At 52.5% G+C, this 15153-nt stretch carries 7 protein-coding genes; all 7 read right to left on the reverse strand.

Annotated features, from left to right (window positions below; all coding sequences use genetic code 11):
- Positions 1-2: 2 nt before the first annotated feature.
- The 7 genes from ACMHXH_RS15080 to pepN all read right to left on the reverse strand — a co-directional run bounded on the left by ACMHXH_RS15080 (position 3) and on the right by pepN (position 15125).
- Positions 3-4850 (reverse strand): NAD-glutamate dehydrogenase, encoded by a 4848-nt coding sequence (locus ACMHXH_RS15080; RefSeq protein ID WP_101096409.1) that lies wholly within the window; start codon positions 4848-4850, stop codon positions 3-5.
- A gap of 264 nt (positions 4851-5114) precedes the next feature.
- Positions 5115-7424 (reverse strand): efflux RND transporter permease subunit, encoded by a 2310-nt coding sequence (locus ACMHXH_RS15085; protein WP_413738234.1) that lies wholly within the window; start codon positions 7422-7424, stop codon positions 5115-5117.
- Positions 7425-7436: 12 nt separating this feature from the next.
- Entirely contained in the window at positions 7437-8477 is a 1041-nt protein-coding gene (locus tag ACMHXH_RS15090) for a WD40/YVTN/BNR-like repeat-containing protein (RefSeq protein ID WP_144361341.1), read from the reverse strand.
- Between the two features lie 87 nt (positions 8478-8564).
- Entirely contained in the window at positions 8565-9932 is a 1368-nt protein-coding gene (locus ACMHXH_RS15095) for a DUF1329 domain-containing protein (protein WP_039033236.1), read from the reverse strand.
- A 13-nt stretch (positions 9933-9945) separates the two neighbouring features.
- Positions 9946-12000, reverse strand: coding sequence for a DUF1302 domain-containing protein (locus ACMHXH_RS15100; protein WP_071476581.1), 2055 nt, complete (start codon positions 11998-12000; stop codon positions 9946-9948).
- A gap of 315 nt (positions 12001-12315) precedes the next feature.
- Positions 12316-12531, reverse strand: a complete 216-nt coding sequence (locus ACMHXH_RS15105; RefSeq protein ID WP_039033238.1) for a DUF2835 domain-containing protein — start codon at positions 12529-12531, stop codon at positions 12316-12318.
- Positions 12532-12539: 8 nt separating this feature from the next.
- Positions 12540-15125: an aminopeptidase N gene (gene pepN, locus ACMHXH_RS15110; protein WP_335912193.1), complete on the reverse strand. Its 2586-nt coding sequence runs from the start codon at positions 15123-15125 to the stop codon at positions 12540-12542.
- Positions 15126-15153: the final 28 nt, after the last annotated feature.

Genomic DNA, 15153 nt, shown 5'->3' on the forward strand with positions numbered 1-15153 from the left:
GCTTACTTCTGCCCTTCGCAGTGCAGGATCAGCAGATTCAGTTCACGTAGCGCTACTGAGAACTTCGCAAATTCATGGGTTTGCGAGGTCTTGAAGTCAGCCAGCATGTGGAACCAGCGCTCCAGCAAGCCCTGATTGAGTTCGACCCATTGTTCGATAATAGCATCGGACTCACAGCTGTCGGTACAGCTGCGCAGTACCGCTGATGTCAGCGCTCTTTGCTGCCAATCCAGCTCCTCACGGAAGGCTGCTCTGGCCAGTGCCTGCCAGTGGTTGGCCACCGGCTGACCACCGATCTGCTCCAGGAACCAATGCAGATCGATTCTTGCGCCCAACTTGAAGTAAGTTTCTGCCACCAGTGAAACCGGCTTGGACTCCAGCTGAGCTATCTGAGCAATATCCAGCGCCGAGAACAGCGTACTCATGTTGGCAACCAGATTGGCGACCTCATGAGGCACGGCTTCTTTTTCCAGTGCGGCGATATCCTCTTCAATACCCGCCAACTCGTCAGCTACCAGGTAAGAGCGGATATTGGCTTTCAGCTCGTCGAACACCGGCTTATAGAAGGCAACAACCTGCTCTATGCTCATGGCGCGGCTACGGTTACGCAGGAACCAGCGACAGGCACGGCGCATGTTACGGCGCAACTGGTGCAGCATCTCGCCCTGAACAACCGCGGGTACTATGCCGTTCAAATCAGTAATGGCTTTGGTTAAATCTGCCAAACCAAACACTTCGCGGGCCATAGTGTAACAAATGGCGGCATCAGCAACTGAGGCGCCTGTCTCATCCTGCATACGCTGGACGAAATTGAGCCCCATATCGTTAACCAGTTCGTTCGCCAACGAAGTAGCAATGATCTCACCGCGCAGCGGATGTTGAGTCATCTTGTCGGCATACTTCTGCTGCAACTTACCAGGGAAATAAGCAACCAGCAGTTGGCTCAACCAGGCGTCATCTGTGATAACAGGTGTCAGCAGTTGTTCCTTGAGCACCATTTTGGCGTAGGCCACCAATACCGACAGCTCAGGACGGGTCAAACCTCGGCCGTTGGCCAAACGCTCGGACAGCTCCTCTTCTGTAGGCAGGAATTCCAGAGCGCGATCCAACTTACCCTCTTTTTCCAGGTAGTTGATAAAGCGGATCTGCTCTTTGAGCTGTTCGGCGCCGCGCACCTGAGTCACAGAGATGGTGCGAGTCTGATCTTTACAGTCCTGCAGTACTATCTGCGCGACTTCGTCAGTCATCTCTTCCAGCAGGCGGTTACGCTGCTTGAGGGTCATCTCACCTTCGGCCACCAGAGCGTTGAGCAGAATTTTGATGTTAACTTCGTTATCCGAACAGTCCACACCACCCACGTTATCGACAAAGTCGGTGTTGATACGGCCACCATTGGCAGCGTATTCGATACGGCCAAGCTGAGTACAACCCAGGTTACCGCCTTCACCTATGATCTTGGCCTTAAGCTCGCCACCGTTGACCCGCAAACCGTCGTTGGCGCGGTCGCCGACTTCGGCATGGGTTTCACTGCTCGCTTTGACATAAGTACCGATACCGCCGTTCCAGATCAGGTCAACCGGCATTTTCAGCAGGCATTTGATCAGCTCAGTCGGCGTCATAGCATCCTTGTCGGTCGCCAGCATCTTCTTGATTTCAGGCGTCAAACTGATGGATTTTGCGCTACGGGCAAACACACCACCGCCTTTGGAGATAAGCTCCTTGTTATAGTCTTCCCAGCTGGAGCGAGGAAGATTAAACAGACGCTTACGCTCGACAAAGCTGGTCGCTGAGTCAGGCGTTGGGTCGATAAAGATATGCATGTGGTTGAAAGCAGCCACCAGCTGGGTATGCTCAGACAAGAGCATGCCGTTACCGAATACGTCACCGGCCATGTCGCCTATCCCCACACAGGTGAAATCTGTGGTTTGGCAATCGATACCCACTTCGCGGAAGTGACGTTTTACTGACTCCCAAGCGCCGCGGGCGGTGATGCCCATCTTCTTGTGGTCATAACCGTTGGAACCACCGGAAGCGAAAGCATCACCCAGCCAGAAGCCATATTCGGTGGCAATGGCGTTGGCGGTATCAGAGAAGGTCGCAGTGCCCTTATCAGCGGCGACCACCAGGTAAGGGTCGTCTTCATCGTGACGCACAACATCCGCAGGGGGAACCAGGTCGCCGTTGACGATATTGTCTGTGATATCCAGCAAACCACGGATAAAGATCCGGTAGCATTCCTGACCTTCGGTGAAGAAAGCTTCACGTCCGCCTTCGGTCGGCAGCTGTTTACAAACAAAGCCACCCTTGGCACCTACGGGCACAATCACAGTGTTCTTAACCTGCTGTGCCTTCACCAGACCCAGTACTTCGGTACGGAAATCTTCGCGGCGATCAGACCAGCGCAATCCACCACGGGCCACTTTACCACCGCGCAGATGCACACCTTCAACCCTTGGGCTGTAGACGAAGATTTCAAACTTCGGCAGTGGCTTGGGCATTTCAGGGATCTGGTTGGGGGCAAACTTGAAGGAGATATAATCCTTCGGCTGGCCGGCGGCATCTTGCTGATAGAAGTTGGTTCTCAGCGTGGCGTTGATAAGATCCAGATAGCGGCGAATGATACGGTCATCATCCAGGCTGGATACGTCATCGAGACGCAGATTGATCTGCTCGATAAACTTATCCAGCGTGCGGGTCTTCAGCTTGGGATTGAACTTACGAATAAACATCTTCACCAGCGAATCGGCTATCTGCGGATAGCGGCTGAAGGTTTCTTCGATGTAAGCCTGGCTGAAGGTCGCATCTATTTGACGCATATACTTGGCATAGGCGCGCAGCACTGACACTTCACGGCCGGAAAGCCCGGTAGCCAGTACCATGCGGTTGAAGCCGTCGTCTTCCAGCTTTTTCTGCCAAACCTGAGCCAGCGCGGTCTGAAATCTATCCTGGCTGTCTGCCAGGTTTTCAGTGGCGCCGCCCTGTACTGTCATCAGGAAGTCGAGGATCCAGAAGGTCGCGCCATCTGTGCTCTTCACTTCATAAGGGCGCTCATTGATCACCCTGAGACCGAAGTTTTCCAGCATAGGCAGCACATCCGACAGATGGATAGGCTCATCCTTGTGGAACAGCTTCAAACGTACCTTGTTGCTGCCAGGCGCCGCTTCCTGTGGCTGATAGAACAACATGCCCAGCTTATGGTCATCATCTAACGCTTCCAGTTGTTGCAGATCCACCACGGCCGACGTCGGCAACACATCGTCTTTGTAACTCTGTGGGAATGCTGTCAGATAACGCTTGAACAGGCGAGTACCCTGCTCTTCACCCAGTGAATTGTTGAGCGCGCTCTGAAGTTTATCTTCCCATGAGCGAGCGGCTTCAATCAGATTGTTTTCTATGGCAGCCACATCAAGTTCCAAATTATTGTTGTTGTCGACTTTAACTATGTAGTGGGTACGGGCCAAGCTCGACTCGGAGAAGTAAGTGGTAAACTCCACCTCTTCATTGCTGTTAAAGGTTTGGGCAAAGATCCTTTGGGTATCTTCACGCAAACGGGTGTTGTATCTGTCTTTAGAGACATACACCAAACAGGACAGGAAGCGGCCGAAACCGTCTTTACGGACAAACAGCTTGAGTTTATCTCTGTCCTGCATCTCCAACACGCCGTGAGCCATGTGCGACAACTCGTCGACGCTTGCCTGAATAATCTCGTCCCTTGGCAGGTTTTCCAGAATATTCATCAACGCTTTATAGTCGTGGGAGCGCGGTGCCAGACCTGACTTGTCCATCACCCGCTGGACTTTCTCGGCCAACAGCGGGATCTCTTTCGGACTACGGTTGTACAGATTGGAAGCATACAGGCCGATGAATCTGTCTTCACCGACGACATTACCGGCCTCATCGAAACGTTTGACGCCGATATAGTCGACATAAGCGGGTCTGTGAACCCGGCTCTTGGCACTGCTCTTGGTCAGGATCAGCAGGCTGTTGTCCAGCGCTTCACGGCGAGCCGATTCAGAAAAAGAAGACAGCATCAAACCATGCTCTGGCTGCGCTTTGCCGGGTTTGTTCATCAGGCCCAGGCTACTGGCCATATCCGGCACCAGCTCAACGTCACCTTCTACTTTACGCAGGTCGTAGCGACGATAGCCCATCAGAGTAAAATGATGGTTGTTCAAATAACTAAGGAAGCGAGTCGCTTCTTCGAGTTCGGCTTTCTCACCGGGGAACGGGCGCTTTGGCAACTCTTCAACCACTTCAGCCAGCTTATCGGACATGGCGCGCCAGTCATTGACGGCGGCGGCGACATCACCGAGCACGGACTCTATCTCTTTTTCGAGTTGTTTTATGTCCTGGTCGCTGCTTTGGCGGTCAATTTCAATCAGGAATACTGCCACCTTGTCGCTGTCTTCCTTGCTGTCGTTAACAAAGCTGACCCGCTTGATGTCTTTGCCCTGGCGCTCAATGGCCAGAGGCGTATGCAACATCATATGAGCTGTGATCCCCAAACGGTTGAGGGCCATCCCCACAGAATCCACCAGGAAGGGCATATCGGGCTGCACAACTTCGATGATGGAGTGGGTTGATTGCCAGCCGTGCTTGGCTTGGCTTGGGTTGAATACCCTTAAGTGAGTTTCCCCACACGGCGTGCTGTTCAGAGCATTCCAAAGACTCAGGACGGCACCGTAGAGATCGCTATCGTTACGGGCCTGGAGATCGTCCTTGGACATGTGAGCGTAGAGGCAGGTGGCGAACTGTTCCACCTGATTTGCTTGTGTTTTAGGGACTTTGGAGTGGATTAAACTAACTACCTTTTCAAGCAGTACTGAAGGCATTGCATCTTTCAAGGCCATTTTGCTGTTTCCTTAAGCGTCTATGGCAGCGCTTTTTTCATTATATGGATGCTTCGTCGAATGACCCGGGCCTGAATTTTTGTGACCGAGGTCATGCCGCGCAGTTTATTACTAAACAAACCATAATTCGAGCAAAATTTTAGTGGTACATCCTGTACAAATCCAGCAATGACGGGATATTGAAGGGAGTGGTGAAGAAGTAATCGGATAAACAGACTAACTATTCAGCAGGGGCAGGAGAAACTTCTTCCCCTGCCCCTATCACTAGCTGTGTTTGCGCCAGAAAAGTGCCACCAGTGCTGGCAGGATAATTATGGCCCCCAGCATGTTGACCACAAACATGAAGGTAAGCAAAATTCCCATATCCATCTGGAACTTAAGAGCAGAGAAGAACCAAGTACTCACCCCAATGGCCAAGGTCAGACCGGTGAAGATGACCGCACTGCCTCGCTCCATCAAGGCTTCGAAATAGGCCTGCTGCACTGCCATGCCATCGCGCAGTTTCACCGCCATGGTCGACAGGATATAGATGCCATAGTCCACCCCGATACCCACCCCGAGGGCAATAACCGGCAAAGTACTTACCGTCAGGCCGATATCCAGCCAGGTCATCAGTGCCTGCGCCAATGTCGATACCACATACAGAGGCAGGATCACCGCAACCGTGGCTTTCAGCGAACGGAAGCTTATCAGACAGAGGATAAACACCGCGCCATAGACATACAGCATCATAGGCAATTGCGCTTCGGCGACCGCCTCGTTGGTCGCTGCCATCACCCCCACCGGGCCGGAGGCGAGTTTAAAGCTCAACTTGTCGTCGTCCATTTCAGCGGCCAGCAGCTTCACCTTGCTCACCACTTGCTCTATGGTTTCCGCCTTGTGATCTTTAAGGAACAGATACACGGGCATCACAGAGCAATCGCCATTCAGCAAACCTGTGCTGGTAGGAATTTGTGACACCAGTTGCGCCAGGCTCGCCGGGCTTCTTGGTAATACCTGCCACTTGGGGCTGCCCTCATTGAAACCGGCATTCACCTGGCGTGCCACCGAGGCGATACTGGCGGTAAACTCAACCCCCGGTGTGTTGCGCGCCAACCATTCAAACCTGTCAATCTTCTCCAACGCCGAGTGATAGGTACAGGCCTCTGGATAGGCTTCCACTATCACGCTCATCACGTCTGTGGTGATAGAAAAATGATCGGTAATAAAGAAGGTGTCCTGGTTATAACGGGAGTCCTGATGCAGCGCCGGTGCTCCGCCCTGAAGATCGCCGATTTGCATCTTGCCCGCTTGCTGCAATCCGCCCAGATAAAGCAGCGCGGTGGCCGCCACTACCACCACAGCATATTTGGGCGTAGCAAAACAGGTGAGCTTTTGCCAAAAGGCCGCTGTCTTGGCCTCGGTGACCGCATTCGCTTTCGCGGCCTTTATCTGGAAGAAGGAGATCACCAAAGGCAAGAGTATCAGGTTGGTCAGGATGATCACTGCTACCCCAAGCGATGCGGAAATCGCCAACTCACGTATAATGCCGATATCGATTGCCAACAAGGTCATAAAACCTATGGTATCCGACAGCAAGGCGACCCCGCCCGGTACCAAGAGGCTACGAAACGCCGAAGCCGCGGACACCTTGGTACTCAGACCATCGGCGACCCGCTTGCGGATGGCGTTGATCATCTGTACCCCGTGGCTGACACCTATGGCAAATACCAAAAACGGCACCAGAATCGACATGGGATCCAAGCCAAAGCCCACCACGGTCAAGAGCCCAAGCTGCCAAACCACGGCTATCAAGCTGCACACCAAAGGCAGCAGGGTCAACACCATGGAGCGGGAGAAGAGATATACCATCAGGGCCGTGACCAAAATGGCTATCAGGAAAAACAGCAGCACTCCTTTGGCCCCGTCTGCCACATCACCGGCCATCTTGGCAAAGCCTATGATGTGAATCTTTATGCCATCTTTTTCAAACTGGCCTCTGAGTTGCTCTTCCAGTTGCGCGGCAAACGCCAAAGTATCCAATGGCTCGCCGGTTTGCGGATCAAAATCCATCAGTTGCGCTGTCACCATGGCGGCGCTGTAATCCTCTGCCACCAGACGGCCGACTATGCCGGCTTTTTCGATATTGCCTCTAACCCGTTCAAGCCCAGCTTCTGTGGTGCTGAAATCCGCCGGGATCACCGGCCCTCCGGCAAAGCCGTCTTCCACCACTTCGGTAAAACGTGTCGACGGCGAAAACAGGGATTTCACCTGAGAGCGCTCTACCCCGGGAATAAAGAACAGTTGATCATGCACATTCTTGAAGGTGTCGAAAAACGCCGGATTGAAAATATTACCGCTGCTGTCTTCTACCGCCACCATGATTGAGTTGGCGCCGCCAAACTGCTTCTGGTGTTTGAGGTAGGTCTGCATATAGGGATGATGCAGCGGAATGTTTTTGACAAATGCCGCATCCATTTTCAGCTGACTGGCCTGAAAGCCCAAAAATACCGTGGTCAGCGCAAACAGCAGTATCACTCCGATACGATTGCGAAAGAGAAAACTCTCAATCCCATTGACCAATCTGTCTAACATAATAATGGCCCTTTATTGTTGTTTTAGTTCGAAAAGCCCTTTGGTCCCGGCTATCCATAACCGGCCCTTGGGGTCAACAGCAACTGCCGTTAAGTTTTCCCCTCTGCGCTGGGTTACCAGCTCAGCGTGTAAGTTGTTATCCAGACGAATAACGGCGCCGCCATTGCCGACCAGCAACAGACCCCCTTTGACCGCCACCGCCGCATTGAGGGTCGATTCAAGCGGCATCTTTATCTCCTGCCACTGACCCATATCTTTCGGGGCGCTGAAGGCATGCCCTCGCAGACCAAACACATAGAGCTGGTTATCCCCTTCTATGGCATTGAACAAAGAGCCGTCATAAATAAAATCCTGTCGCTGCCACAAACGGCCGCCATCTTCGGAAATGGCTACCATCCCCAACTCGCCGACCATGAGTAAACGCTGATCATCAAGGGCGATGACCCGATTGAAATGGGGCAAAATTGAGTCGGATTCGGCCCGATAGGCCTCTTCATCCTGCTGTTTAAGATCCGCCAGATAATCGGCGTCATCTTGGCTCAAGAGCTCGGGATGAAACTCTTTCAGCCAGCTTTGGCCGCCATCTGTGGTGCGCAGAAATAAACCATAGGCGCCAACGGCTATGCCGTTTTGCGAGTCGGCAAACCAAACATCCAGCAAGGGCCGGGCAAGCTCAGGCGAACTGAACTGTTGCTGCCAGGAGAGCCCGCCATCTTGGGTGACAAGAATGGTGGCATCATGGCCCACTGCCCAGCCATGGTTGGCATCGAGAAAAAATACCTTGGTCAACTGCGCCTGACTCGGTGTCGCCACTTGTTGCCACTGATTGGCATCGGCGCTGAGCCTTAAGATATGACCGCGCTCACCGACCGCCACCATAGTGCTGCCGGCCTGAGCAATATCCAACATCAAAGAGTGAACCGCCAAAGGCTGCAGCTGACCGGTAAGAGCCCGGGTTGCAGATTGCGTTTCGGCGTGAAGGGGCGAAATCGCGCCCTGAAATGTGAGTATGCCAAGGCCCAGAGCCGCTGCTTGAAGCATGCGATACGACATTACAGACTTCCTTAGGGTTAAAAGGGGCGCACGCGCCCCTGGAATTTTCTACTGGGTGACCTAAGCCTCCCATTAGATAACGAAGGTTTAACGTATTCCCTCGCGGCGCAGCGCGGCCGGGGTGAAGTTGGCCTCGGATAACTTGGCATCGAAGTCATACATACGGCCTTCGTTATCCAAACCTATGGCGATATAACGACGAGACTGCAGATCGTAATACACCTCGAGAGTACTCCAATGAGTCGGCACCTCGTAATAGTTCAGACCATGGGCCATGGCAACCCGATACAGTTCGTCACGGTTGTCGTACAGATCGGCGATTGAGACCTGCCAGGAGTCCTCATCCAGATAGAAGACCCGAGTCTTGTAGATATGACGCATGCCCTCTTTCAAGCTGGCCTTGACCACCCAGACTCTGTGCTTTTCATAGCGAATATAATCGGGGTTTAGGTGACCGGGTTTGAGTAGCTCACTGTACTTGACCTTATCCGAATGCAGACGGTAGTCGTTGTAAGGAATGAAGATCTCTTTCTTGCCCAGCAACTCCCAGTTATAACGGGAAGGCGAGCCATTGAACATATCGAAATCATCCGTGGTACGCAGACCATCAGAAACCGTGCCGGGCGTGTCAAAGGCCACGTTGGGCGCCTTTCTCACCCGGCGCTGCCCGGTGTTGTAGGTCCAGGCCTGGCGGGGTTCCTTCTCCTGATCCATGGTTTCTTTCACCAACAGCGCAGTACCGGCCAAACGCGCGGGCTGCGTCACCACCTGTTTGAATTCAAACAGAATGTTGTTCTTTTTCAGCTCTTCCAAGTTTGCTTCAGGGCGAGAGTATTCGAAACGTATCTCTTCGGCCATTTCCACCAGAGTGTAATCACCACTGGCGGTAGGCGCCGCCTGATTACGTTCGGTTTCGATATCGACACCGCGGAATCTGAGAATATGGTTCCAGATGGCTTCCAGTCCATTGGCAGGAATGGGGAAAGGAATACCTATAGACGCGCCATCGACACCATTGCCCTCTGAGACCAGAGTCGCTCTCGGCGCATTGGCCTTGGTGGCATCATAAATAAACTGCGGCACAGAAGCGGTACGCCGGGTCTGATAGATGTTCATTTTGAAACTATCAGGATAGGTTTCAAACATCTTCTGTTGTCCCGGCGTCAGGAACTCCTTGTATTGATCCTTATTGGCTGCGGTAACCGTCACCAGCGGCTTGTCATCCGGAAAGGGATCGGGGTGATGCATGCCTTTTTTATAACTGGCAGGAGGTGTGGTAATGCCGCCGTCCCAAGCCGGAATACTACCATCGGCATTGGGGCCCTTTTCAGCCCCGAGTGGTGTCAGGCTGGTACCCAGTTTGGCCACATCGGCCTCGGAAACCTTGGCTTCTACAGCTGTGGTGGCCCCCAAAGCCAGGATTACAGCAGCAGACAATATAGCTATCGTTCTCATTTTATTGTCCTTATCAGATCGAAAACTTAACGTTGAAAGACACATAATCGCGATCGGCCATCGCATTGGTTGTGCCTACCCCACCAAAGAAACTGTTATAGGAAAGATCGGCGCCCCAGCGGCTCTGGTAGTCAAAGCTGAGTCCCAGTGCCACAGACTTGCGACCTTCGGTAAACAGAAACATAGGATCCGGGGTGATACCATCAACGTCATGGGAGAAAATCACTCGAGGTGACATATTGATGCCGGAGAACACGTTGTTGAAATCGGCCTTGGCGACAATCCGGTAACCCCAGGCGAAATCTGTCGGGAACGGATTGGTTTCAGGACCATTATGCAACGCTTCAATGATGCCTGGCATATTCGGATTGCCGCCGCTGCGCCCTGTACCTGGACCATTGAGTCTGAGTTCATCGAAACCCGGCATATCATGGATCCATACCCCGCCGACTTCGGCGAGCATCACCAGGTTATCGGTACCCAGCGTCGGGCCAAACAAGTGGGTAAAGGTCATCTGCGCCTGAGTAGTATCGAGACGGATATAACCTTCGGCGTATTCACCCGGACCGACATCCTTGACATGGGAAGTGTACTGAGACAATCCATCAAGATCCGGCCTCAGTCCTGCGTTGGCCAGCTGTTGTGGCATAGCGGCAAACAAGAGTTCCACATCATCAATCTGCAGTGGCTCATCCTGGCGGTGCGCAATTTCACCGGCCACAGAGGTATCGCCTATCAAGGTATTAAAACTAAAGCCGTAAAGTTTGATATCTTCCGGATAAACCACCTGGGCCTTGGAGAAGCTATCCAGGCTAAGCAGTAATTCGCGGTTGATATTGCCGGCGTTTTGCCCAAGCACCGCCATATCAGACAGCAGTGCGCCTGTGCTGAAGTCCGCCGTGGTACCACTGATGAGTGGACGGCGGCTATGGTAATTCATGTAATAAAAACCAAACTCGGTTTCACCCAGCTCCGGGGCGTAGTAACCCAGCTTGATGCCGTACTGACCGGAATCGCTGGGAGCAGCTTCATCTTCCACCAATGTCACCTTGGTGGGATAAGCCAGCGCCATCTGCACCAGCTGCTCGGTCGGAATGCTCTGCCCTGAGGCTATCATGTTGGACAGGCGGTTATATTCCTGGGTCAGGAAATCGAGATTGATATCCGGGTTGGCGTTGAAGCCGAGCTGGGCGTTTTGGTTGTAGCCACCGTAACCGACAAAGTCGTTGGTGCCGAAAATCGACCCGGGAGTCGGAACCCAGATAGGCTCCCAGTCATATTGATAGAAAGCTTCCAGCGACAGGTTTTCTGTCACCCCAAAAGAAGCCCACACCATACCTTGCGGCCTGAAGGCTTCTTTCAATTCGGCGCCCGGTGCGTTGAGTATGTTCAAATCAACCGGGTTAATTACCGCAATACCATGGGAAATAAGCGTACTTTCCCCCCATGAGACCACCTGATTACCCACACGGATAGTCAAGGGATTGGCGCCATCGTTAAAATCAAAGTTGGCATAGGCAAAAGCATCCAGCAGACGGATATCCTTACACTGCACTTCTTTGGCGCGCTTGTCGGCGCAAGGGTCGTAGCGGTTGCCGGTCAGAGGGTCATTAAAATCGTAAATTCTGTCGTTCAATTTACGATCGTAAAAATACATTCCACGGGCGAAAATACCGAAATTCTCATACTTGAGCGACAGCTCGTGCAATCCCTTGAAAATTTCCGAGGTAGTATCACCCTTAGAATACAGCAGGTTACTCAAGTCATTGTTACTGGAATAGGAACCGGGTTGCGCCCAGATCTCGGCGGCCGTGTACTTGGTATCGGTGAAAGCCGAATAGCCGCTCCAATCGAATCTTGGATGGTTGACTTTACCTATCTGACCATCCCAGTCTCGTCCTTCCACGCGCCAACTGGCGCCCAAGGTCCAGGTCGAATCAAAGGAGCCATCCACTTCGCCCCATTTGAACGATACCGCTTCGACACTGGGGATCATCCCTAAACTCAGTGCCGACGCCACCCCCAAAGCGAGCGCCGACTTGTTAAAACGGTTTATCACTGTTTTCATTTATCGCTTCTCCGTAACCTGCTGGATTAATTGTTATAGGAGTCTCAACCAACATCTTGTTAGCTCACAGGCAACACCATTGTTACAGCAATTAATGCTGATGAGCAAGGCAGAGACGGAGAAATTTATTGTGCAGATTTGGGGACTTAAGACGGATCCGTCATTCAGGAAAGGCGTGGAAATTTAAATTTTTATCGAGTGTGGAAAGGATATAGGAGGTTAACAAATATAACCCAATTGATTTCAATGGATTAACCTTTGTTACCTGGATACAAAACAGCCGACTGATTAAGTCGGCCGTTTTAAGTAATTACTCTAAATTTGTTTCAAGGAAATGAACTTTCCATCCCGGTCTAATCTGAGATGGAATTCACCATAAATACCATCGGCAGTCAGAAAAGGACGTAAGCGGCGGCCATTGATCCAGAGGATCTTGCCACCCTTTTCCCTGACCTCAACATTTTCAGCAATACCTTGATAGTAAGGTAAAAAGTCCTGATAACTCAGATTGAGGCGAAAGTAAAATTCCATCTTTGTACTCAGTCTTCCAGTGCGCGGCTGACCTTCTCATAAAGATCCCGTGACAACTCAGGCATGGCCAACAACCCCTGCAGACAAGCCTTCATTTTGGCCTGGCGCTCGTCATCAAACTTGGCAAACTGGATCAGCGGAGTGATGATCCGTGCTGCCACTTGCGGGTTGAGGCTATTGAGCTGTTTGAGCATGGCGGTAAGGAAAGCATATCCCTTGCCGTCCAAGCGGTGGAATTGACGCACATTGGCCGCGGCAAAACTCCCCACCAGAGAACGAACCCGGTTGGGATTATTCAGACTGAAGGCCGGATGTTGCAACAGGGTCTCGAGTCTGGCGATCACCTCATCATCTGTCGCCATCGCCTGCAGACTGAACCACTTGTCCATCACCAGAGGAGTCTTATTCCAGCGCTGCTCGAATGTCTGCATCAGGGCATCACGGCACTGACAATCGGCATCGTTAGCGGCAAGCAGTGCGCCCAGCGCATCTGTCATGCCAGAGGCCGAGGCAAACTGCTGTTCAATCAAGGACTCATATTCATCAGAGACTTTGGCCAGCAGCCAAAGCAGAGTGTTTTTCAAACTGCGGGCGGCGGCGTCATCCAGCGACAGTAATTGACGATAACGGGCCAACAGCTCATCTTCACAGCCACTGGCGATGGCTTCAATCACAAAGTCGCGTGCCAGCAACAGGGCATCCAATTCCACCTTATCGGCCTGTTCAATCAAGGAAGACACTGAAAGCAGCTTGAGGATTTCGGCCGCAAGGCCCTTATCCAAGGATTCGTCCAGCATCACGCCTCTGAAGCCGTCGACAACCCGAGGATCCAGATGCATCCCCTGCCCCTGTTCAAGTAAGGTCACATTGGCCCACACGGCGCGGCTGAAGAGACTCATAGCCGCTTCCCAACGGGCCACTTCACTGCCGGCATGGCGCAGTAAGCAGAGCAGCTGCATTGTGCTGTAGTCATACTTGAGCTTCACCGGCGCCGAAAAGTCCTGCAACAGCGAAGGAATTGGACGGGCACTGATACCCTTGAACTCCAATGTCTGCTCGGCCTGAGTAAAATCAAACACTTGGTTGACCAAGGAGCTGCCATCATTGCCCAGCAGTTCCAGACTGAACGGAATATGCAATGGTGCCTTGGCCGCTTCTCCGGCGCGCACTGGGGTGAACTGTTTGAGATGCAGGCGGTAAGTCTCTGTGCTTGCATCATACTCATCAGTCACTGTCACCTGAGGGGTACCCGCCTGGCTATACCAGAGGCGAAACTGAGTTAGATCTTTACCTGAGGCATCTTCCATAGCAGCGACAAAGTCATCACAGGTAACCGCCTGGCCATCGTGACGCTCGAAATAAAGCTTCATCCCCGCCTGGAAGGCCTGCTCACCCAGCAGGGTGTGCATCATGCGGATCACTTCGGCGCCCTTGTTGTAAACAGTGACTGTGTAGAAATTATTCATCTCTATCACGCTTTCGGGGCGAATAGGATGCGACATCGGCCCCGAGTCCTCGGCGAACTGCTGATTCTTGATGACCTTGATGGCATGAATACGGTTGACGGCCCGGGAGCCGAGATCTGAGCTGAATTCCTGATCGCGAAATACGGTCAGACCTTCTTTCAGGCTCAGCTGAAACCAGTCACGGCAAGTTACCCGGTTGCCGGTCCAGTTGTGAAAATATTCGTGACCAATAACGGACTCTATGCCGTGGAAGTCATCATCGGTCGCAGTGTCATTATCTGCCAACACATACTTGGTGTTGAAAACATTCAGGCCCTTGTTTTCCATGGCGCCCATGTTAAAGAAGTCTACTGCCACCACCATGTAGATATCGAGATCATACTCGAGGTCAAAGCGTGACTCGTCCCAGGCCATCGCCTTTTTCAATGAAGCCATGGCGTGTCCGGCCTTATGCAGGTTGCCCTTGTCGACAAACACCTGCAGTTTAACCTCTCTGCCGGAACGGGTGGTAAAACTGTCTTCCAACAGGTCAAAGTCACCGGCAACCAGCGCAAACAAGTACGCGGGTTTAGGGAAAGGGTCTTGCCAGACGGCGAAATGACGACCATCGTCCATCTCCCCTTTTTCCAGCAGATTGCCGTTGGAAAGCAGGAAAGGAAACGCCTTGTCGGCTTCGATACGTACCTGGTATTTGGCCAGCACATCGGGACGGTCGAGAAAATAGGTGATGCGTCTGAAACCTTCCGCCTCACACTGGGTGCAATAGGCCCCATCAGACATGTACAGACCTTCCAGTGCCGAGTTATCGGCCGGGCTGATACGAGTCACCAGAGTCAATTCAAATTCGTTGAGCTCAGTTTCAAGCAGCAGTTTACCCGGCTCGAGGCGATAGTCGGCCGGTTCACCGTTAACCAACAGCTGTTCCAATTCCAGCTCGTCACCGTCAAGCTGCAGAGGTTCATTGTGATTGCCGTTGCGCTTAACCTGGCTGACCGCAGTCACCCGGGTTTGCTTGGGTTCGAGCTGAAATGAGAGGGACAGTTCTGGGATCAAAAACGCCGGTGGACGATAATCAGCCAGGCGCTTGGCTTGCAGTTGGTCCGGGGAAAGGTTTTGTGCTTCAGACATAGGTCATCCTTAATTCGTTGGGCACTGG

This window comes from Shewanella sp. BJSY2023SW001, assembly GCF_047314685.1.
Classification (GTDB): Bacteria; Pseudomonadota; Gammaproteobacteria; order Enterobacterales; family Shewanellaceae; genus Shewanella; species Shewanella indica.